The sequence below is a fragment of the Solimonas marina genome (assembly GCF_012241385.1).
GTDB classification, from domain to species: domain Bacteria; phylum Pseudomonadota; class Gammaproteobacteria; order Nevskiales; family Nevskiaceae; genus Solimonas; species Solimonas marina.
In genome coordinates this window covers 1-21,830 of sequence record NZ_JAAVXB010000004.1, presented here as the reverse complement: position 1 = coordinate 21,830, position 21,830 = coordinate 1, and the positions used below count along the sequence as shown (strand labels likewise).

Below are 21,830 nucleotides of genomic sequence, written 5' to 3'. Positions count from 1 at the left end.
CGCATGCCGAGTGCCACCAAACGCACGGCATATCAGGGCACGCAATGCCCCGCCGTCCGACAAAAGCAAAGCGTCGAACCGCGGCCCTGCTGGATTTCGCAGAACAGATTCGTTCCGCGGAATCTGCGAAATCTGCGGTAGTCGCTTTTCGCAGTCGCGCGGCGCCTACAGGTAGCGCCAGCGCTGGCCGTCCTTGGAGTCCTCGACGAGCACGCCGCGCGCCTTGAGATCGTCGCGGATACGGTCGGATTCGGCCCACTGCTTGTTCTGGCGCGCGTCGGCGCGTTGCGCCAGCAGTGCTTCGATCTCGTCGGCGCCCGGTGCGTCGGCGGCGGCCGTTGCCAGCGCGAACCAGTCAGCGGGCTGCATCTGCAACAGGCCGATCAACTGCCCGGCGTCCAGCATCTGCGCCTTGATCCGCGCCTTCTCGTCGGCCGACTGCGCCTTGTTCGCGGCACGCGCCAGCTCAAACAGCTCGGCCAGCGCCATCGGCGTGTTGATGTCGTCTTCAAGCGCAGCGATGAAGGCGTCCGGCGCGCCGACGCCGGCGGCCGGCTCGACGTCGGCCAGCTCGCGCAGCGCGCCGTAGAGGCGATCCAGCTTCTTGCGCGATTCGCCGACGACCTCGTCGTTCCAGTCGACCGGCTGGCGGTAGTGCCCCGTCATCAGCACCAGACGGATCACCTCGCCTGGAATGGTCTTCAGCAATTCGTGAACGAGCAGCACATTGCCGACCGACTTCGACATCTTCTGGCTGTCGATGTTGAGAAAGCCGTTGTGCAGCCAGTAGCGCGCGAAGGTCTTGCCGCCATGCGCGCAGGTCGACTGCGCGATCTCATTCTCGTGGTGCGGGAAGATCAGATCGTGCCCGCCGCCGTGGATGTCGATGGTCTCGCCCAGCAACGCGTCGGCCATCGCCGAGCATTCGATATGCCAGCCCGGCCGGCCGCGCCCCCAAGGCGAATCCCAGCCCGGCTGATCGTCGGCCGACGGTTTCCACAGCACGAAATCGCCAGCGTGCTTCTTGTACGGCGCCACTTCGACACGCGCACCGGCCATCAGCGCCTGCTCGTCGCGGCCCGACAGCTTGCCGTAGTCGGCGTAGCTCAGGGTGTGGAACAGCACATGGCCCTGGGCCTCGTAGGCGTGGCCGCTGGCCACCAGCTTTTCGATCATCGCGATGATCTCCGGCAGGTGCTCGGTCACCCTCGGCACGTGATCCGGATCGCGCGCGCCGAGCGCTGCCATGTCGTCGTGATAGATCGCCGCATAGCGGTCCGTGATCACCCGAATATCGACGCCTTCTTTCTTCGCCGCCGCATTGATCTTGTCGTCGATGTCGGTGATGTTGCGGACATAGACGACGTTCGGATAACGCCGGCGCAGGACGCGCGACAGCACGTCGAAGACCACGACCGGACGGGCGTTGCCGATATGCGCATAGCTGTAGACCGTCGGCCCGCAGACGTACATCGTGACCCGGTTCGGGTCCAGCGGAACGAATTCTTCCTTACGGCCGGAAAGCGTGTTGTGCAGGTGCATGAGGGCGGGCTGATAGAAAAACCCGCGCAGGATACTCGCTGCGCAGCCTAAACGGCAGGCACCGCCGCCACGCTCATGACATCGAGGCGACGATCAGCACGCCAACCACAGCCCCGGCACAGAAGCTCCAGAAAGCCCACACATAGCGCCGTTTGAAGCGCGCACGACCCGCTTCCGAGTCGAAATAACGCAAGCTCATACCGCACTCCGATCCGCATTTTCGAGGGGGGATTGTCAGCACGCAATGCAATAATCATGCTGCACTGCAGCGCGCAAAACTGCTCCCTGATCCGGGGGAAAATGCGCATCCAGACCTTAGCAACGGCATGCTGCGCCACCATGACGCAGATCACGAAGCATCTGCCGCCCCGGCCTGGCGCAGCCGCTCGATTTCGGCGCGTCGCTGCGCAGCCGGCCGCTTCCCGAGCCGGCGCGCTGCCGCGTAGAAGCGAGGCCAGTCACCCCCGTTTTGCGTGAACAGCGCGGCGAACGCCGGAAGATCGTCGTCGTATAGCCCAAACGGCAGCAAGCGTGCGTTGTTCATGGGCTGATCGAAGAAGTGGTCATAGCCTGCGTAGCCGTGCCACGGACCGTCGCGCAGGGCTTGATAATCGGTGCGCAGCTGCGCAAAGACAGCGGCCTTGCGTTCACGCATCACGTCGGCCGTCAACGGTTCACGGTAGAGCGCGACCAAGCGATCACGTGCGGCCAGCACCAGTTTCGTGAACTGCCGACTGCGCACCTGCCGCTCGGCCAGAACCTGACTCTGCGGCAAGCCATGCGCTTTTTCGTAATCGCGCAAGCCCTGCATCCCGACGAATTCGGCGAACGACTCATTGAAGCGCGTGTCGTGCTTGATATAGAGCTTCTGGTGCGCCAGCTCGTGGAACAAGGTCGACAACAGCGTTGCATCATCCCAGTGCATCATCGTATTGAGCACCGGATCATCGAACCAGCCGAGCGTCGAATACGCCGGCACGCCACTGACATGGGTGTCGTCGCCCCGTGCCGCCAACTGTTGCGCACTGCGCTCGGCGGCCTGTTTGCTGTACCACCCTTGATAGCCGACGCACCCGGCGATCGGAAAGCAGTGCTCGACCGGCTCGGTCGAGAATTCCGGCGTCGCGAAGACATTCCACACGACATACGGCCGGCCGACATCGGCGTAGCTGCGATAACTACCGTTGTCGGGAAGGTCGAGCGCTTTCACCGCCCAGTTGCGGGCGTCACGCACCAGCGTCAGGCGCTGCCGCAACTGCGGATCGGTCGCCGGATCACGCAGGACCTGCGCGATCGGCTCGCGCGCCCGCAGTACCGCCACTTCACCGCCGACCGCCTGCGTGTAGTAGCAAACCGTACCGCACGCGGACAGCAACAAGCTGCCCGATAGGGCCAGAATTACCAGTGGCAGGCGCGGCATCGAGGCTCCGTGTTGCAGTAGTGTTGCGCTTATCAAGACAAGAAAGGCACGCGATAGTGCCACGGGGGAGTCATCATGAAGCTGCATCACGCAGCGCGAGCCGGTCTCGCGCTGGCCTGCCTGTATTTGGCCGCCTGCGGCACCGGCGCATCGAGCAAGGCGGATTCACCGTATGGCGGCAGCCCGCCAACCGTTGCGGTGAGCCAATCCCGCGACGGCACCATCTACCGTCAGGAGATTCCGGTCGCCGCCACCGGGGACACCATCGTCGTCCAGGTCTTCGAACCCACGCATCTGGAAGCCGGCAAGACCTATCCGCTGGTCTTGCAGGGCCACGGCTACGGTGGCTCGCGCGAGACCGAAGCGCCGGACGGCAGTTTCATCCGCCGCCTGATCGACGCCGGCTACTATGTGGTCTCCATCGATGAGCGCGGCTTCGGCGAGTCGAGCGGCACCGTCCGCGTCATGTCGCCCGACTACGAAGGCCAGGACTTGATCGCGGTGCTCGACTGGGCCGAAAACCTGCCGGGCCTGCGACGCCGCAGCAACGGCAAGATGATGGTCGGCTCATATGGCGGTTCGTACGGCGGCATGTATCAGGTGCTGCTCTACGCCGCCGACCCGCAGCACCGGCTGCGCGTCCTGGCGCCGGACATCACACCGCACGACCTGACCTACTCGCTCGATCCGAACAACGTCGTCAAGTCCGGCTGGGGCCTGGCGCTGGTTGCCGGCGGCGAAGCCTCGGTCACGCAGATCGTCGACCCGAGCAACCCGACCGGCACCGTTTCCGCCCTGCTCCAGCAGCTGCAGGAAGGCGGCACTCGCGAAGACACCGCCGTTATCGAGATCCTGGCCAGCGCCGCGGCGACCAACAACTTCACCGAGGCGGGCACCAACTTCATGAAGTACCACAGCCTCGCCTACTTCTGCGATGGCGAGCCCGCCGGGCCGCAGAACTTTGTGTTGGCGACGCCGGATCCGCTGAATGTCGCCCCGGACCTGCCGCCGGCGGCCGACGTGCTGCTGACGCAGGGTTTCCGCGACACGCTGTTCAACTTCAATGACGGCCTGCACAACTACGAGTGCCTGCATGCGCTGGGCGGCGATGTGCGCCTGCTGACGCACCAGAGCGGCCACATCCTGCCGGTTTCACTCGGCACGGCCGGGCTCGAGGACCCGCTCGACCCGTTCTACGAAGCCCTGACCTTCCCCGGGTTCCAGGATGCCGGCGGCACGCGGACCTGCGGCTCTCTGGACCTGGACGACGTCCAGTTCGCGTGGTTTGAGGACAAGCTGCAGGGTCGTGGCGCGGTCGACGACGTGCTGACGACCGGCAAGGACTTCTGCCTGAGTCTGGCCGAGGGCGATGCCATCGAGACCAAAACCGTACAGCGCGGGGGCACCTCCTTTGCGATCGACGACAGCACGCCGCAGCTCAACAGCGTGCTCGGCGTCGTCAGCTCACTGCTTGGCAACGGCATCCGCGACAGCGTGCTGCTCGCCGATCAGCCGCTGTACACGGTGCCGGCCGGCGGCGCGATCGTCGCCGGCGTGCCGATGCTGCACGTCGATATCGAGGGCCTGAGCGGCCTCGAACAGGACAACTGTGCGACGACGCTGGTCCAGCTCGGCTGCGATCCCATCCTGTTCCTCGCCATTGGCCATCGTCCCGTTGGCCAGACGCGCTGGGACATCATCGACGACCAGATCACGCCGGTCCGCGGCTTCGGCCAGCACGATCTGGAAATGAACGGCATCGCCGAGCGGTTGGCCGAAGGCGAGCAAGTGGCGCTGCTGATCTACGCGTTCCACGCCCAATATCCGGTCACCTGGTCGCGCGATCTGCTGGTGCCGGCGTTGACGCTGAGCGGAACGGTCGAGCTGCCGTTGCTCGCCCCGTCGGCGATCGTCGCTGACGGCGTCTGAGCGCAGCGGCCCGCACATCACGGCCATTCAAGATCGGGGGCGCCGCGGCTTGATGTCGCGGCGCTCAGCGGACCGCCAGCCTGCGGCCTTATGATGGGCGACGGTCACCCCCGAAACGGCCATGGATCAGAACGACAATACCGCCACCGTCACCCGTAACGACCTGATGGCCTGGGGCCTGAGCGGCCTCGCGCTGCTGCTGGTCATTGAGTTGCACCTGCTCGCGGCGCTGCTCGCCGGCCTGCTGGTCTTCGAACTGGTCAAGGTCCTGACCCCGTGGTTGCGCCTGCGCCGGCTGGGCCTGGACGACAACGACAGCCCACGGCTGCTGGCCGTGGCCTTGATCGCCACGCTGGTGATCGCTGCCCTTGCCGCGCTCGGCCTGGCCGCAACGGCCTTCCTGCGCAACAGCGGCGAGAGCCTGCCGATCCTGATGCAGCGCATGGCCCAAATCGTCGACGACGCGCGCCAGCACCTGCCCGACGGCCTGCTCGCCTACGTGCCGGCCGACGCCGACGCCATGCGCATCAAGGTCGTCGAGTGGCTGCGCGAACACGCCGGCTCGTTGCAGCTGGCGGGCCGCGATTTCGGCCGGTCGATGGCCCATATCCTGATCGGCATGATCATCGGTGCCCTGCTATCGCTGCAGAACGCCAGGCCACGCGCCGAGCAACGTCCTTTGTCGATGATGGTGATGCAAAGCGCCGGGCGCCTGGCGTCCGTGTTCCGGCGCGTGGTCTTCGCGCAAGCGTGGATTTCGGCGATCAACACCTTGTTCACCTGGCTTTATCTCGGCGTGTTGCTGCCGCTGCTCGGCATCGACCTGCCGTTGACGAAGACGCTGATCGCGATCACCTTCCTCGCCGGTCTGGTGCCGATCCTCGGCAACCTGATTTCAAACACCGCCATCATCATCGTCAGCTTCAGCAAGGGCCTGCCGATCGCGGTCGGCTCGCTGGCCTTCCTGATCATCATCCACAAGCTCGAGTACTTCCTGAACGCGCGCATCATCGGCGCCAATATCCGCGCGTCCGCCTGGGAACTGCTGATCGTGATGCTGGTCATGGAAGCCGCGTTCGGCATTCCCGGCCTGATCGCGGCGCCGATCTTCTACGCCTACTTCAAGGACGCGCTGCGCGAGAAGGGCCTGGTCTAGCGCGGATCCGGAGGAAAGGGTTTTGAACCACAGAATTCACAGATTCAGGTAAACGCAAAAAGCACCGGATTTTCTTCTTGGTGATTCTTTTTCTGTGAAATCTGTGAAATCTGTGGTTAAAGCCTTGCCTATGGCTTCCGGCCGTCAGCGTGCACGGCGGTCGAGCCAGACGCCCAGACCCTGCGCATTGAGTTCGAGGTCGGCATCGAGCACGGCGCGAATCTCGGCATCGCCGAGCGCACTGCCATGCGCATGCACGGCCGTCAACACGTCTTCGGTCAGCGCCCGCAGCAATCGTTCATGGCGATCCTGCGAGTGCGCCAGTTCGGTCGCGATCAATTCGTAGCGCGCCAAGCCCGCACGCAGATCATTGGCGAGCCGCGTCACATCCTCGACGACGCTGTAATGCGTCAGGAACATACGCTGCGGCGCGAACGACAGATAGCGATCCAGCGTCTGTCGCCAGGCATCGGGCTCAAACTGCACCGGCGTCGTCGTCGGCATGACGAAGGCACCGGCCGGGCTGTCGAATTCGCGATACGACAGACCGAAGGTATCGCCGGTAAAAAAGCCACGGCTCTGCGCATCCCAGACACTGAAGTGATGGCGTGCATGGCCTGGCGTGTCGATGAACTGCAGCGCAGCGTCACCGAATGGCAGTGACTCGCCATCGGCCGGCGCGATCACACGGGATTCGTCGACCGGCAGGATCTCACCGTACATCCGCGCCATCGCCTCGGCGCCGTAGACCGCGGTCGCCCCGGCGATCAACTGCGTCGGGTCCACCATGTGTCGTGCCCCACGCGGGTGCACCACCAGCTTGGCATTCGGCAACTCGCGCATCAGCGCGCCGGCGCCACCGGCATGGTCGAGATGCACATGCGTCGGGATCACGTAGCGGACACGATCACGCGCCAGACCCAGTTGTTCGAGCAGCGCCATCAGGTGTGGCACGCCCAAGGACGTGCCAGCTTCGACGAACGCCAGATCGTTGCCCCGTTCGATCAAATAACAGGCAGCCATTTGCGGGCGCACCTGCAGCGTATCGATGCAGCGGATGCCGAAGCCGAGATCGCGCATCGGCGACGGCGTCATTTCAGGGATATCCATCGGTATTCCATTGATGCCGCGCACGCTTACGCGGCTTTGGAGTCGACTGCGCGGCGCAACAGTTCGACCAGTTCCTCGCGTCGGTACAGGCCGAGCTTGCGGTAGATGCGGGATGCGTGATTGGCGACCGTGCTGATCGCAATCTGATACTCGCGCGCCACGCTCTTGAACGTCTTGCCGAGGGCCAGGGCCCGCGCGATTTCCTGTTCGCGCGGCGACAGTACATCGAGCGGATGCGGGCGCCGTGCATTGAGCAGGAACAATCCGCCGTCGCGCGTCAGGCGAAAGTGCAACGAGCCGACCTCGAAAGACGCACTGTCTTCCAGCGTATCGACCGGCAGCGCAAACGGCAGCCGCTCCATCGACGACTGCCCGGTTTCGGCCGCGATCAACTCGACGAAGCGCTTGCTGGAGGCGTAAATCACGCCATGGCTGTCGACCAGCGCCGCCGATCCGCGCGACGCCCGGCCCAGCGCCTGCAACCATTCGTCACGCTTGACGAACTGCCCCAGCGCTAAAGAAGACGCTTGTGCCAAATGTCCGGCGGCGCGGCGCAAGGCATCGAAATCGAAGTCACAATCGCCGCGTTCCAGCAGCAGCACGCTGCGCAAGTGACTGCCGCGATGGCCGACCGCGAGCGCCAGGCCATCGAACAGGTCGCCGTCGGCTTTGCGCAGCACCTGCTCGCGCCGCCCGATGCCGAGGTCCAGGCCGGCGAAGGCGCTCTCGCCGATTTCACGCTCGGCGGGCCAGCAGGCGAATTCGCCATGCCGGCCATCGCGCGCGTGCGTCCACCAGGCGCCTGCCGGCGCATGCGCCCACTCGCAGATCAGACGCAGCGACTCGACGCGAAAGCTCGTCCAGTCGGCGTCGAACGCGGCCGCGTAAACGGCCTCGATCAGGCGGTCAAGATCACGATGAGAATCACCTTCCATGGTGCCTACACGATAGCGGTTTTTATCTTATCGAGCGTGAACGAATGGTCACGTATCGTTGCCGGCCGACGGTGCGGTGCGCTCCAGCCGCAGATCGTCCTGCGCGGCCGGGTCCTCGATCGGCTCCAGGTGAGTGAGGATCGAGACGGTGCCGACGCGTGCCGCCACCGCCTGCTCGATCGATTCGAGCAGATCGTGCCCGCGCTGCACGGTCCACGCGCCCGGCACCAGCACGTGCAGCGAAACGAAGCGCCGGCTGGCGGCACTCCGCGTACGGATCGCGTGAAAGGCGATGCCCTGCGCGCGATAAGCATCGAGCACCGCATCGAGCGCGGCGCGCTCATCGGCCGGCCAGGCCGGATCGAGCAGGCCGCTGGCGGAACTGCGCAGCAGTCGCTGTCCCACCCACAACAGGTACAAGGCGACGACGATCGCGATCAATGCATCGAGCCACAACCAACCCGTCAGCGCGACCAGCGCCACGGCGGCCACGACGCCAACCGTGGTCCAGACGTCGCTGAGCAGATGACGCGCGTCGGCTTCCAGCGCCGGCGAGCGCAGGCGTTGAGCCCCGCGCAGCAAGGCCAGCGCCGCGAACAGGTTGATCAGGCCCGCGACCACGGCGACCGCCAGACCGATGCCGGGCCGATCGAGCGGCTGCGGCAACAGCAAGCGCGGCACGGCATGCCAGAGGATGACGAGGGCGGCGATAAAGATCAGCGCGCCTTCGAATCCACTCGAAAAATACTCGGCCTTGTCGTGGCCGAATTCGTGGCCGTCATCGGGCGGCTGTTCGGCCCAGCGCAAGGTCACGAAGGCGACGATGCCACTACCGAGATTGACGAATGATTCGAGTGCGTCGGACATCAGGCCGACCGAGCCGCTGAGCCACCAGGCCCCGAGCTTGAGCGCCATGGTCGCCAGCGCCGCGGCGATCGACATCAGCGCCAGGCGCGAGGCCGGCGCGCCATTGATCGCCGTCATCCGCTGGCCGCGGCCGCAGCCGCCGGCAGCGCACGCGCCACTTCGGCCTCGATCATGTCGAGATCGGGAATCGCCGCCAGCTGGTTGGCCACGCGCGTGCGCGCCAGTACCAATTCGGCGCGATCGCTGTCGCGCAGTGGTGCCGGCTGCAATGCTGCGCGCGTCAGCGTCACCAGATGCGGATAGGCCTGCGTGACGATCGCCAGCTGCCCGGACGGCAGATAGCGACCACTGGAGTTGAGCACCACGACGCGCTCGCGCCGCGACGCTTCGGGAACCGCGCCACCGTTGAGTACCTCGAAGCGCAGCGCCGGCACACGGCGGCTGTTCCAGTCGACGAAGCCAGCGATCCACGCCGGCAGCCGCAGGTCCGGCTGCAGCGTTTCGCGCGCCACGACTTCGGCGATCGCCACGTTGGGCAACAGCAGGGTATCGCCGCTCAGTGCCATCAACACCGCATAGAGCGGCCGATTTTCGGTTTCACTCATGAGCGTTTCAGGACTCCGCGCAATTCGCCGAGCAGTTGCTCGTCCTGATAGGGCTTGATCAGATAGCGATCGACACCGATCGCCTGCGCCCGCTCGCGATGCTTCTCGCCCGAACGTGAGGTGATCATGATGATGGGCGTACGCGCGATGCGCGCCGTGTTGCGGACATGCGTGGCGACCTCGAAGCCGTCGGCGCGCGGCATTTCGATATCGAGCAGGATGGCGTCCGGCGCTTCGGTCTGCAGCTGCGCCATGGCATCGAGACCGTCCTTGGCAGTGATGACGCTGTAGCCCTGGCGGACCAGGAGGCGCTCGGTGACACGCCGGATCGTCAGCGAATCGTCGACGACCATGATCAAACCGTGCGTGGTCGGCACCGCGGCCACCAGCTCGGCACCGGCCGCGGCGCTGCGCAGCGCGCGACGTGCGGCGTCCTGCGCCAATTCGGCCAGATCGAGAATCAGCACCGCGCGACCGTCGGCAAGAATGGTCGCACCGGTCACGCCGGGCACGCTGCTGATCTGCGGGCCGACCGCCTTGGACACGATCTCGCGATTGCCGATCAACGCATCGACAACCACCGCATAGCGGCGCTCGCCGGTACCAATGCCTTCGGGCAAACGCACCAGAATCGCATGCGCTGACCGGCCTTCGACCGCCGCCGGGGCGCTGCCGATGAAGCCGGCCAGGGAGCGCACGCGATATTCGGCATCGCCGTACGCGAACAGCGGGCCGTCCTCGGCGTAGTAGCCGGGCAGCGCGTCACGCGTGATGCGAACGATGCCCTCGATGCTCGACAACGGCACCGCATAAGGTTCACTGCCAACCTCGACGAGCAAGGCTTGCGACAACGCGAGATTCAAGGGCAGACGCACCAGGAAGCGCGCGCCCTCGCCGCGCTTCGACGACAGCTCCAGCGTGCCACCGAGCTGTTTGACCTCGGCAGCGACGACGTCCATGCCGACACCGCGGCCGGCGTCCTGTGTCAGCTCGCGCGCCGTCGAAAAACCCGGCATGAAGATGAACTGCGCCGCCTGCTCGTCGGGAATCTGCGCATCGGCCGGCATCAACCCGCGGCGCACTGCGGTAGCGCGGATCGCGTCGAAATCGAGTCCGCCACCGTCGTCGCTGACCTCGACGTGCAGCTGCGTACCCTCACGCCACAGATTGATGCGAATCTGTCCGAGCGCCGGCTTGCCCTGCGTCATTCGCGCCTGCGGCGCCTCGATGCCGTGTACGACGGCATTGCGCAGCAGATGTTCGAGCGGCGCCGTCATGCGTTCCAGCACATTGCGGTCAAGCTCGGCGTCGGCACCGCTGAAGACGATCTCGGCGCGCTTGCCACCTTCGATCGCGGTCTGCTGCACAACACGCTGCAGGCGCGCGGCCTGACGCGAGAACGGCACCATCAGCGTGCGCATCAAGCCTTGCTGCACTTCGGTATTGACGCGACCCTGCTGCTGCAACAGCACTTCGGCGCCAGCCGCGTAACCGTCCATGGACGTATGCAGGGCCGCCAAGTCGCCAACCGATTCGGCCAGCGCTCGCGACAATTCCTGCATACGCGTGTAGCGATCCATTTCCAGCGGATCGAATTCGCCGGCGTAACGATCGGCGGCGTCGGATTGCGTCAAGCCGCGCGCGGCAATCTGCGCGTCGGTCTCGATGTCGAGCTGACGCAGCTGCTCGCGCACGCGCGTGACCGCCTGCGCCATTTCCGACAGCTGCGTGGCGATGCCGCTGTTGTGTTCTTCGAGTCGCGAGCGGTAGATCGCGATCTCGCCCGCATCGTTGAGCATGCGATCCAGCGACTCGACCGGCACCCGCGCGGTCTCGCGCTTGAGCACGACCTCGCGCTCGCTGTCTTCGTCCGGCCGCCAGAACAGCTCCGGCTCCCAGGTGCCGCTCGGCACCGGCGCCGCACGCGGCGCTTCGATGGTCGCCCGCTCGCTGCGCAGCAGGCCTGAGAAATCGCCGCGCTCGACGCGGTCGCTCATCGCGCGCAGACCGGCGACCCCGTCGCCCACCGGCGACAGCACCTCGGCATCGACGACGCCCGAAGCTTCGAGCGCCACCAGTCGCGTTTCGAGCTCGTGCGCAGCATCCCCCATCGCAAACAGGCCGGCGACACGCGCGCCGCCCTTGAGCGTGTGCAGCGCGCGCTGCATGTCCTGTGCCGGGCCGGCCTGCGCCGGCGCCACGCGCCAGCGCGCATAGGCCTGCTCGAGCTGTTCGAGCAGCTCGAGCGCCTCGGCACTGAAGATCTGCATCAGATCGGTGTCGACATCCGCCGGGCGCGACAAATCGTCCACGCCCACCGCATCGTCGGCCACCGGCGCTGGCATGACGCTACCGACATCATCGACCGCCGGCGGCGTCTCGATCGCGGGATCGTCGACGACCTCGAGTCCGTCCAGCGACGGCGGCTCAGCCGTCGTCGTGTCGGCCGTCGTCGTGTCGGCGGACGCCTGGTCGTGCGGCGCCGGCTCGTGTTCGTGGAAGAACGGAAACGCATGTTCGGCCGGCGTTTCAGCCGCGACCGGCGGCGTCATTCCCGCATCGTCGGCAGCGGCTGTGTCCGGTTGATAGCTGGACGCCAGCTCGATCAGTTCGCGGGTCGGTAGCGCCGCCAAGTCGGGCTCGACGAATCCGGGCTGCGGCGCAGCGGGCGCGTGGTGTGGGTCGTGCTCGTGGAAGAACGCGAACGCCTCACCAGCGTCCGGATCATCCGCCGTCACCTCGGGCGGCGTCTCCCCGCGCAGCGCGGCAATCACCGCGTCCAGCACCGGCAAGCGACCACGACGCAACTCATCGATCGCACCGCGCAAGCTGTCACTGGTCGCGGCGAAGCGTTCGGTCAGGACCGGCGTCCAGTGGGCACTGTGCTCACTGATGGCTTCCAGTTCGTGCGCGACGCTGCCGATCGACAACACGCCGGCCACACGTGCACTGCCTTTCAAGGTATGCAGCACGCGACGCAGCGCGGCCAGCGCATCGCCATCGTGCGGATGCTCGTCGAGAATCGCCCGATAGCCGTCGTAGGAATCGAGCAATTCCTCGGCCTCACCAACGAAGATATGCAGCAACTCCGGATCGAGGCCCTGCTCGATCACCGTCTGCTGCGATATGACATCGGGCTGGCCGCCGCCGAACGCGTCCTGCGGCTCGGCGACCGGCAACATTTCGATCGTTTCCTCGACGCCGGCATACGCGGGGTCGATGGCCAGACCGGTGGGCGCTTCAGGCTGCGCTTCGGCAGCCTCCGGCTCGCCAACGTCAAATGTCGTCTGCGCAGGGTCGGCAGTCGCCTCGGGCTCGACCTCGCGCAGGGGCGGCGCAAAATGCAGCGACTCGACGACGTCGGCCACGCGTGAGACTTCGGACGAGATTTCCGGCATGGCGCCTTCGACCGCCGCCACATCTGCCGCATCCCATTGCAGCGCTTCGACGCGCGCGACCAAGGCCGCGCCATCGTCATTCAGCTTGCCGTCGCGATATGCGTCGAGCTGCTGATACATCAGTTCGCAGATGTCATCGAGCTCGCTGAACGCCGCCGGTGACGGGCGGATACGGGCCGCGGCTGCTTCGTCCATGCGCAGCTGCAGCGCGCGCGCTACCGCGCCAATCGCTTTGCAGTCGGCCATCAGCGCCGCACCAGTCAGCGTGTGAAACACGACCTTGAGCTGCTGCGGCACGGTCTGTTCGTCCGGCGACTGCTGCCAGCTGCCGAACAGGCCTTCGGCCTTCTGCACCAGATCCAGGGCTTCACCGGCGAAGATATCTGCCAGCTGGCGTGCTTCGTCGTCCTCGTGCAGCCGATCGACGCTGCCCTGCAGCGACTCGATCTGCTCGATCCACAGCCGGGCATCCTGCTGCGCGGCCGCTTCGCTACCCACCTGTTCGCACCAGCCACCCAGCGTGTCGGTGGCCGCCTCGATCAAACTCAGACCGGCATCGTCGAGCCGCCCTTCGCCACCGGCCAGACGATCGAGCCAGTGCTCGAGCGCCGTTGCCAATTCGCTGATCGCCGGCGCATCGACGATACGCGCCGACCCCCGCAGGGTGTGGAATGCACGCACGACGTCGGCGTCGACGGCATGCATGCTGAGTTGCTCGTCGAGTCCGGCCAGCCACTCGCGCACATACGCCAGCTTCTCGCGCGCGTCCTCACGGAAGATCGACGGCATGTCCGGCTCGGCCGCGGCGTCCGGATCGCGCCCTTCCGCCCAGGCTTGTGCACGCGCGGCCAGCGCCTCGGCGCTGCCGTCGCCACTGCGGCGCTCGCGAAACTCCTCGATCAGCGCCGGCAGCAGCGCAATGGCGTCGTTGACGACGGTCACGATGCCGCCATTCGGCGGTACCGAGCCATCGAGACAGCGATTCAGCAGGCTCTCGATCGCCCAGGCGAATTCGCCGAGTGCGCTCGCACCGACCGTGCGGCCGCTGCCCTTGAGCGTATGGAAACTGCGGCGGATCGTCGTCAGCCGCTCGCGATCGCGTGGGTCGCGCGTCCAGTACGGCAGCTGATCGCGCAGCGTTCCGAGGACCTCGCCAGCTTCTTCGAGGAAGATCTCCCGAATCTCATCATCGTCGCCGGCCGGAGACGACAACTCGATCGGCATGGGCGGGATCGCCGCCGGCTCGGCCGCGGTTTCCAGGCCGGCCACACGGTTGTCGACGTCGACGACGGTCGGTGCCGAGTCGGCTTCGGTTTCGGCGTCTGCCACCGGCGCCTCGACCACGGCCGGCTCCGCCGGCGGCGGCGCCAGCAAGCGATCGATCGCATCGAGTGACGCAGCAAGCTGCGACGGCAGCACGTCGACCAGCGGCGACTGATCGCGCGCGGCCTCAATGTAATACTCCAGCGTCGCGATCGCGTCGGCGAGCCGTTCGGCCAGCGCCGTATTACCGCGCACCGCCGCGAACGAAGCGCCGCCGATGAAGTGCTGCAGGCGCTCGGCCGACGCCGACAGCGCTTCAAGGCCAAGGATGCGGAAACCTGATGCGACTTCACCGACCAGCGCCGATGCAGCCGGCAGTTCGCTGCCCAGGCCCGACTTCATGAAGCCATCGATGCCCTGCTTGACGCGCGCCAGATTGACCAGTGACTCGCGATACAGCGCGTCGACACCATCCGAGTAATCGCGCGCGGTCGGCCGTCCTTCGGCCAGCTCCGACTTGCCGGCGACCGGCTGGAACTGGCGGAACAGCGCATCTTCAAGGCTGTTCTCGACACGCAGGATGGACTCGGCAAACGTGATCCATTCCGACAGCCCGGCATCGGCGCCCAGCGATTCCAGGCTCTTGGCCTGGTTGGTGACAGTCTGCTGTAGCGTGCGCAAACCCAGTGCGCCAAGCACGTCGGCGATACGCTGCAGGCTCTGCCGAGACTCGGCGAAGCCGTCCTCGCTCTGCCCACCAGCGCGCACGACCAGATCGACATGATCCTTGACGCGCACGAAGTCGCGGCGAATTTCGTCAGAAACCTGCGCCAGCAGCGACGTGCTGGGGCCATGGATGCGACGCCGACGGTCCTCCAGCTCGACCGGGTCCGGCAGGCAGGCATCGAGCGCGAAGGCCTGGCGCAGCGCCTGCACCCGCGCACCGCGACCGCGCGACCGGCCCACCATGAACAGCAGCTGCAACGACAGTTCCAGCGACGCTGTGGCGACGGCATCCTCGCCCTGCTCGGCAATCTGCTTCATCTGCTGACCAACACGGCCGAACAGACGTTTGAGTTCGAGCGAGTCGTCGAGCGTGCGGCCGAGCAAGGCCTCGATCGCCGCCGCCGCGGTGCGCCACAACTGATAGGTTTCGACGCGCGACGACTGTTGCGCCAGCTGCTCGGCGATCTTGCCGATACGGGTTTCGGCGATGCGCGCGTCCGGCGCGTTACGAATCCAGCTCAACAGCGAGGCCTGAAACGCCGCCAGATAGCGGCGCGCCTGCTCCTGCGCGACCTCGGCCGCGACCGGGGCGTCCAGCTCCGGCAACATCATGCCCAGCGACTGCAGCTGCGCGACGAACACGTCGGACTCGGTCAGCACCGACAGCCCGCGCGCCAGGCGCAGTTCGTTGATCGCCGGCTGCAGGACCAGCGCGCAATCCGGCATTTCCTCGGACAGCGCCTGCACGTAATCGATCAGCTGCACCGTGCCACCGAGCAGCGCGGTGAACAACACCTCGCCTTCCCTGGCACGCTTCTGCAGCAGATCGTCGAGGCCACCGGTCATCTCGCCGGCCAGCATCGCGGCGCCGTGGCAACGAATCATCGCCGCCGTGCCGCGCACCTGATGCAGCTCGACATAGGCTTGCTGCAGCGGCAGCGGGTCGCCCTGATCGTCGAGGTATTGCTCGATCAGCGAGCGGGCGCGTGTGACGCTCTGGTCGAGCTCGCCGCGCACCCAAAGCAGGCCCGTCGTTCCTTCTTTGATCCGCGCGTTCATGCGGCAGCCGCCCGGAAGCTTTCGTTCTGCGCCAACCGGTGCAGGCTGAACGCGTACCACGGCTGACCATCGCGCACGAAGGCGCCGAGCAGGAACGGCGACAGCGGTCCGGCCTCGCCGCGCAACTCGTGGCGCTGGTCGCCGGCGCTGAACTGGCGGTACCCGGCGATTTCATCGACCAGCAGGCCGACCGGCATGCGCCGCGAATTGAGCACCAGCACGCGCTGGCCGCGCGTCGAATCGCGCGGCGGTAGCTCGAAATAACGCGGCAGGTCGATGATCGCCAGCAGTTCGCCGCGAACATTGGCCAAGCCGGTCAACCACGGCTGGGCGTTCGGCACGCGCGTCGCGCGCGGTGGCGCGATCACTTCGCGCACATCCTCGCGCGGCGCCACCAGCCAACGGTCACCGAGGCGGAAGCCCAGGCCGGTCCAGCTCTGCGCCTGATGACCGCCGGCACCCGGCGCGTCCAGGCGCGCCGCCGACAGCGAAGCCTCCAGCTGTTCGAGCAGCTCGAACGGCCGGTCGCGCAGGCTGCGGAGGTCGAGACTCATTGACGACATCGCCGTGGGTCCGCTCAGCGCCGCACGTGCGCGCGCACCGCGCCGAGCAATTCGTCGCGCGTGAACGGCTTGGTCAGGTATTCGTCGGAGCCGACGATGCGGCCGCGCGCACGGTCGAACAACCCGTCCTTGGAACTGAGCATGATCACCGGCGTACGCCGGAACTGCGGATTGTTCTTGATCAGCGCGCAGGCTTGATAGCCGTCGAGCCGCGGCATCATGATGTCGATGAAAATGATGTCCGGCTGGTGTTCGGAAATCTTGGACAGTGCCTCGAAACCGTCTTGTGCCGTGACCACCTCGTACCCTTCACGCGCCAGCAGGGTCTCGGCCGTCCTGCGGATGGTCTGACTGTCGTCGATCACCATCACGCGTGCGGCATTCGCCTCTGTAGACACTCCTTCCCCCTCAGACGGTTGCACTACGCTGTTCTTGTTGTTTTTTAGCACAGTCTTGTAATGCTGCCTATCGCTCCCAATAGGCAAACACCCGCTGCCAGACAGCTCGTATGCGTTACTATCCATTCCCATGAATGCCCCCGACACGAACAACCCGGTCCCGCGCCTGCTGACCGCGCAGACGGGCCCGCTGCTGGCCCTCGAATCGACCCTGCTCGAACGCGCCGCCGACATCGAAGCGTGGTTCCGCCAGCAGTGGCTGAAGACGCCGCCGCCGTTCTACAGTTCGGTCGACTTGCGCAACGCCGGCTTCAAGCTGGCGCCGGTCGACACCAATTTGTTCCCGGGCGGCTTCAACAACCTCAACCCGGCGTTCGAGGCCTTGTGTGTGCAGGCCATCCAGGCCGCGATGCAGCGCGTCTGCCCGCAGGCGTCCGGGGTGCTGCTGATCCCCGAAAACCACACGCGCAACCAGTTCTATCTGGAGAACGTCGCAACGCTCTTCAACCTGATCAAGAAGGCCGGCTTCCACGTCCGGATCGGCTCGCTGATGCCGGACCTGCACGAGCCGATGGAGCTGACGCTGGAAATCTCCGGCCGCAAGCTGCTGCTGGAACCGGTGCAGCGCGATGAAGACCGCGTGCACGTCGGCGACTTCTACCCTTGTAGTGTCATTCTCAACAACGACCTGTCGGCCGGCGCGCCGGAGATCCTGCAGGGCATCGATCAGGACATCGTGCCGCCGCCCAACCTCGGCTGGCACATGCGCCAGAAGTCCAACCACTTCGGCTTCTACCGCGAGGTGGCCCGCGAATTCGCCGAGGTCGCCGGCATCGACCCGTGGCTGGTCGATCCCCTGTTCCGCAACTGCGGGCAGATCAACTTCATGAAGCGCGAAGGCGAAGAATGCCTCGAAGCGAACGTCGAGCTGCTGCTCGAAGACATTCGCGCCAAGTACACGCAGTACGGCATCAAGGAAGAACCCTTCGTCATCATCAAGTCCGACGCCGGCACCTACGGCATGGGGGTGATGACGGCGCGCAGTGTCGAAGACGTGCGCACCATGAACCGCAAGGCACGGACACACATGGCGTCCGCCAAGGAAGGCCGCGAAGTCACCGGCGCGATCATCCAGGAAGGGGTCTACACCTTCGAGAAGATGGGCGAGGACGAAGCCACCGCTGAACCGGTCGTTTACATGATCGACCGTTATGTGGTCGGCGGCTTCTACCGCCTGAACTCCAAGCGCGGCAATCAGGAAAACCTCAATGCGCCGGGCATGCGCTTCGAGCCGCTGGCGTTCGACGAATGCTGCAGCGCCCCGGACCCGGATTGCGGACCCGACGAACGCCCGAACCGCTTCTACGCCTATGGAGTGGTCGCCCGTCTGGCGGCATTGGCGGCGGCGCGCGAAAGCCAGGCCGTCGCCGAGATCCGCGCACAGACGGCTTCAGTCGCCGCCTGAGCACCACGACATCCTTGCTGCGGTCGGCCATGGCATCCGAATTGCTTGTGCCAGCGATGCCGATCCAGGAAGGAGTCGACGCTCATGAAACGGAAGTTCGTGTCGCCCGCCGCGCTCATTGCGCTGCTGGCCGTTACCGCGGTGCCGGCTTACGCCAGCGATTGTGATCTCGAAGACACCGTCGTCCTCAAGCTGTTTTCCACGACGCCGGCCGATCTGTTCGCGCCAGCCGCCGCTCCCGTGGTCAGCACCAGTTACCACATCGGTCAGTCGTTCGACGTCAAAGTCGGCGACGTGCTGCTACGCCGCATGATCAGCCCGGCCGGGCAGACCGCGAGTTTCGCCGACGACATCCAGTACGGCTCCAGGCTGCCGTTCACCAAGACCTACAAACTGGCCAAGGGTCAGCCGTACGCGTTGCTCGACATCCCCGCCGCACCGCAACTGCACGCGCTGGTCGTACCGAGCGACGACAGTGGCACCGACGAATATCTGTTTCTCGACAGTCAGGGGCATCTGTGCGAGCACGCGCTGAAGTTCGTGCACTGGAACGAGAACATCACCTATCGCGCCGGCACTTACCGCGCCAAACCGGACACGGCCGCGACCATCAGCACGTCAACGCCCGACGACCGCACGCAGGGCGACGGCACGACCATCGTTCTCAATGGCATCGACGCCGCCGCCATCGACCTGACGACGCGCAAAACCGTCGACGGCACGATGAGTGCGGCACAACACGCGTCGTTCGATCGCAGCAATCCGGAGATCCATATCGACGGCTTCGTACTCAAGGTCGATGCGGTGCGCGACGACGGCATGACCCTGAGCGTCGTCGCCGAACCGAAGCCAGCCGACGCCACGCAGGCGCAGGTGTCGTCGCTGCAATAGACGCCGCGCCGCACGCAGGCGCCCGGCTTTCGGGTAGTCTCGCGGCCATGAACGAACACCGTGACATGATCGGCGCCACCGCGACGGCGCCGCTGGCTGGCGTGCCGGCCTACTCCAGCCTCCGCCGACCGGGAGCCTGCCGATGACGCGCACGCTCGGCGTGGTGATGGACCCGATCGCCTCCATCAAGCCGTACAAGGACACGACGCTGGCCTTGATGCTGGCTGCGCAGCGACACGGCTGGCAGCTGCGTTACTTCGAAATGAACGATCTATGGCTGCGCGACGGCGTGGCGATGGGCCGCGCGCGGCCGGTCGAGGTCGTCGACGACCAGCAGCACTGGTACACGCTCGGCGAGCCGGACACCATCGAGCTCGGCACGCTGGACGCGATCCTGATGCGCAAGGATCCGCCCTTCGATCTCGAATACATCACCGCGACCTATGTGCTCGAACGCGCAGAAGCCGCCGGCGCGCTGGTCGTCAACCGCCCGGCCTCGCTGCGCGACTGCAACGAGAAGATGTTCACCGCGTGGTTCCCGGCGCTGACGCCGCCGACACTGTTCGCACGTGACGCCGGCGTCCTTCGCGCGTTCCACGCCGAGCACCACGACGTCATCTACAAGCCGGTCGACGGCATGGGTGGCATGGGCGTGTTCCGCGTCGGCCCCGACGGTATGAACCTCGGCTCGGTGATCGAGCAGCTGACGCTGATGGGTACGCGCACGATCGTCGCACAGCGCTATCTGCCCGCCATCGTCGACGGCGACAAGCGCATCCTGATGGTCGACGGCGAGCCGGTGCCCTACTGCCTGGCGCGGATTCCGCAGTCCGGCGAGACGCGCGGCAATCTTGCCGCCGGCGGCCGCGGCGAAGCGCGCGAGCTGACCGCGCGCGACCGCGAGATTGCCGAAGCCGTCGGCCCGGAACTGAAGCGCCGCGGCCTGCTGTTCGTCGGCCTCGACGTGATCGGCGAACACCTGACCGAGATCAACGTCACCAGCCCGACCTGCGCGCGCGAGATCGACGCCGCCTACGGCACCGATATCGGCGGCCTGCTGATCACCGCGATCGAAGCGCGCCTCACCCGCTGACGGCAGGCGGTCCGCGTACCGACATGCGGCGACCGTTCATCTGCTGTGCTTGCCGCGCGCCGGTATCGTCCGGATACTAGGTCCATGAGCGACGAGGACTATCTGAAGCATCAGTTCCTGGTGGCGATGCCCAGCCTGGAAGACGACAACTTCAGTCACACGGTGTCGTTGCTGTGCGAGCACAATGACGACGGGGCCATCGGCCTTGTCATCAATCGGCCGACCGAACTCAAGCTCGCGGAAATGATGGAGCAGATGGAGCTCGAGCACGACGCACTCGCCGACGAGGCGATCGTCTTCTGGGGCGGCCCGGTGCAACCGGAGCGCGGCTTCGTCGTTCATCGCGAGCCCGGCGGCTGGGAATCGAGCCTCGAGGTTTCCAGCGGTCTGTTCATCACCACCTCGCGCGACATCCTGCGCGCGATCGGCAAGGGCGAAGGCCCGCACGACTATATCGTCGTGCTCGGCTACGCCGGTTGGGATGCCGGACAGCTCGAACACGAGATTCTTCACAACTCCTGGCTCAACACGCCGATCGACGAGCAGATTCTGTTCCGCATCCCGGCGCGCGACCGCTGGCAGGCGGCGACGCGGCTGTTGGGCGTTGATGTGACGCAGCTGGCCGGTGACGCCGGCCACGCCTGAACTCGCGTCATAAACCTACTGCGCTCGTTCTGTGACGCTTCTGCGCTGCTCGGAATTCTCACGTACTTGCATGGACGCTGCGGCTCCTGCGCTGCTCGAAGCGCCACTGCCCATCGCTCGCTACGGTTTCTGAAGCGATTTCATTCCCTTCATGCCCACTTATCTCGGCTTCGATCATGGTGAAAAGCGGGTCGGTGTCGCGCTTGGCGACGACCTGACCGGTAGCGCGCGGCCGTTGCCGGCGCTGGCCGACGGCGACTGGACGGCGGTCGAGCGGCTGATCCGCGAATGGCGGCCGGCGGCACTGATCGTCGGCCTGCCGCTCAACGAGGACGGCGGCGAACAACGTGCAACGACCGCCGCCCGGCGCTTTGCCGCGCAGCTGACACAGCGCTACGGCCTGCCGGTACACCAGGTCGACGAACGCTATTCGTCGCGTGCCGCCGACGACGCCTTGCGCGAAGCACGGTCCAGCGGCCGCATGAACCGCCGCGTGCGCAAGGGCGACCGCGATGCGCATTCAGCGCGCGTCATCCTCGAACAGTGGTTGGCCGGCGACGTCTGAAGGCTTTCCGGTCATTGTCGCCCCCGTCCGGCACCTCACCGCAGCGGCGGTGTTCCTTCCAAACCCATTTATGTCGAGCAGGCCCGCAGGGTCGTATCGAGACACGCGCCCGGCCCGGCAGAGTCCGGCACGCTGGACGAGAGCGCGGCACCGACCACAGCCTGCCCCAGGCTTGCCGCGTGCCTCGATACACCGCGCTG

Annotated in this window: 17 protein-coding genes; 7 read left to right on the top strand and 10 right to left on the bottom strand. The window is 66.0% G+C overall.

Translation table 11 applies throughout. From position 1 onward, the window contains the following. Nucleotides 1-165: 165 nt before the first annotated feature. From cysS to G7Y82_RS08480, 3 genes are all read right to left on the bottom strand, one after another. Nucleotides 166-1,542, bottom strand: coding sequence for a cysteine--tRNA ligase (cysS, locus tag G7Y82_RS08485; protein ID WP_168147622.1), 1,377 nt, complete (start codon nucleotides 1,540-1,542; stop codon nucleotides 166-168). A gap of 73 nt (nucleotides 1,543-1,615) precedes the next feature. Continuing rightward, the gene (locus tag G7Y82_RS21700) at nucleotides 1,616-1,741 is read right to left on the bottom strand and encodes a hypothetical protein (protein WP_277346277.1); all 126 of its coding nucleotides are present in this window, start codon (nucleotides 1,739-1,741) and stop codon (nucleotides 1,616-1,618) included. Between the two features lie 150 nt (nucleotides 1,742-1,891). Next, nucleotides 1,892-2,962 (bottom strand): aminopeptidase, encoded by a 1,071-nt coding sequence (locus tag G7Y82_RS08480; protein WP_168147621.1) that lies wholly within the window; start codon nucleotides 2,960-2,962, stop codon nucleotides 1,892-1,894. Between the two features lie 75 nt (nucleotides 2,963-3,037). On the opposite strand from G7Y82_RS08480, the gene G7Y82_RS08475 reads away from it, so the two are divergent. Both G7Y82_RS08475 and G7Y82_RS08470 read left to right on the top strand, forming a co-directional pair. Continuing rightward, on the top strand, nucleotides 3,038-4,891 hold the full coding sequence (locus tag G7Y82_RS08475; RefSeq protein WP_168147620.1) for a CocE/NonD family hydrolase: 1,854 nt from the start codon (nucleotides 3,038-3,040) through the stop codon (nucleotides 4,889-4,891). Nucleotides 4,892-5,012: 121 nt separating this feature from the next. After that, complete coding sequence (locus G7Y82_RS08470) at nucleotides 5,013-6,047, top strand: AI-2E family transporter (RefSeq protein WP_206370493.1); 1,035 nt, start codon at nucleotides 5,013-5,015, stop codon at nucleotides 6,045-6,047. Between the two features lie 144 nt (nucleotides 6,048-6,191). Here the strand turns inward: G7Y82_RS08470 and G7Y82_RS08465 are convergent, their stop codons facing one another. The 7 genes from G7Y82_RS08465 to G7Y82_RS08435 are packed head-to-tail and all read right to left on the bottom strand — an operon-like array spanning nucleotide 6,192 to nucleotide 16,941. Further along, nucleotides 6,192-7,157 (bottom strand): MBL fold metallo-hydrolase, encoded by a 966-nt coding sequence (locus tag G7Y82_RS08465; protein ID WP_240954184.1) that lies wholly within the window; start codon nucleotides 7,155-7,157, stop codon nucleotides 6,192-6,194. A 26-nt stretch (nucleotides 7,158-7,183) separates the two neighbouring features. Next, entirely contained in the window at nucleotides 7,184-8,092 is a 909-nt protein-coding gene (locus G7Y82_RS08460) for a helix-turn-helix transcriptional regulator (protein ID WP_168147619.1), read from the bottom strand. A 48-nt stretch (nucleotides 8,093-8,140) separates the two neighbouring features. Further along, the gene (locus tag G7Y82_RS08455) at nucleotides 8,141-9,076 is read right to left on the bottom strand and encodes a cation diffusion facilitator family transporter (RefSeq protein WP_168147618.1); all 936 of its coding nucleotides are present in this window, start codon (nucleotides 9,074-9,076) and stop codon (nucleotides 8,141-8,143) included. Continuing rightward, on the bottom strand, nucleotides 9,073-9,564 hold the full coding sequence (locus G7Y82_RS08450) for a chemotaxis protein CheW (RefSeq protein ID WP_168147617.1): 492 nt from the start codon (nucleotides 9,562-9,564) through the stop codon (nucleotides 9,073-9,075). Before G7Y82_RS08450 ends, G7Y82_RS08455 begins: the two co-directional genes overlap by 4 nt. After that, nucleotides 9,561-16,010, bottom strand: a complete 6,450-nt coding sequence (locus tag G7Y82_RS08445; protein WP_168147616.1) for a hybrid sensor histidine kinase/response regulator — start codon at nucleotides 16,008-16,010, stop codon at nucleotides 9,561-9,563. Before G7Y82_RS08445 ends, G7Y82_RS08450 begins: the two co-directional genes overlap by 4 nt. After that, nucleotides 16,007-16,564 (bottom strand): chemotaxis protein CheW, encoded by a 558-nt coding sequence (locus G7Y82_RS08440; protein WP_168147615.1) that lies wholly within the window; start codon nucleotides 16,562-16,564, stop codon nucleotides 16,007-16,009. Before G7Y82_RS08440 ends, G7Y82_RS08445 begins: the two co-directional genes overlap by 4 nt. A 23-nt stretch (nucleotides 16,565-16,587) precedes the next feature. Next, nucleotides 16,588-16,941, bottom strand: coding sequence for a response regulator (locus tag G7Y82_RS08435; protein WP_168147946.1), 354 nt, complete (start codon nucleotides 16,939-16,941; stop codon nucleotides 16,588-16,590). 160 nt (nucleotides 16,942-17,101) lie between these two features. Here G7Y82_RS08435 and gshA point away from each other — a divergent pair, with 160 nt between their 5' ends. The 5 genes from gshA to ruvX all read left to right on the top strand — a co-directional run bounded on the left by gshA (nucleotide 17,102) and on the right by ruvX (nucleotide 21,630). Continuing rightward, nucleotides 17,102-18,436 carry a glutamate--cysteine ligase gene (gene gshA, locus G7Y82_RS08430; RefSeq protein ID WP_168147614.1) on the top strand — a complete coding sequence of 445 codons (1,335 nt, stop codon included), beginning with the start codon at nucleotides 17,102-17,104 and terminating at the stop codon, nucleotides 18,434-18,436. An 84-nt stretch (nucleotides 18,437-18,520) separates the two neighbouring features. Then, entirely contained in the window at nucleotides 18,521-19,327 is an 807-nt protein-coding gene (locus G7Y82_RS08425) for a hypothetical protein (protein ID WP_168147613.1), read from the top strand. Nucleotides 19,328-19,469: 142 nt separating this feature from the next. Next, on the top strand, nucleotides 19,470-20,420 hold the full coding sequence (gene gshB, locus G7Y82_RS08420) for a glutathione synthase (RefSeq protein WP_168147612.1): 951 nt from the start codon (nucleotides 19,470-19,472) through the stop codon (nucleotides 20,418-20,420). 84 nt (nucleotides 20,421-20,504) lie between these two features. Continuing rightward, nucleotides 20,505-21,065, top strand: a complete 561-nt coding sequence (locus tag G7Y82_RS08415; RefSeq protein ID WP_168147611.1) for a YqgE/AlgH family protein — start codon at nucleotides 20,505-20,507, stop codon at nucleotides 21,063-21,065. Between the two features lie 151 nt (nucleotides 21,066-21,216). Continuing rightward, a complete protein-coding gene (gene ruvX, locus G7Y82_RS08410; protein ID WP_168147610.1) occupies nucleotides 21,217-21,630 on the top strand; it encodes a Holliday junction resolvase RuvX in 414 nt (137 codons plus the stop codon). Nucleotides 21,631-21,830 lie beyond the last annotated feature (200 nt).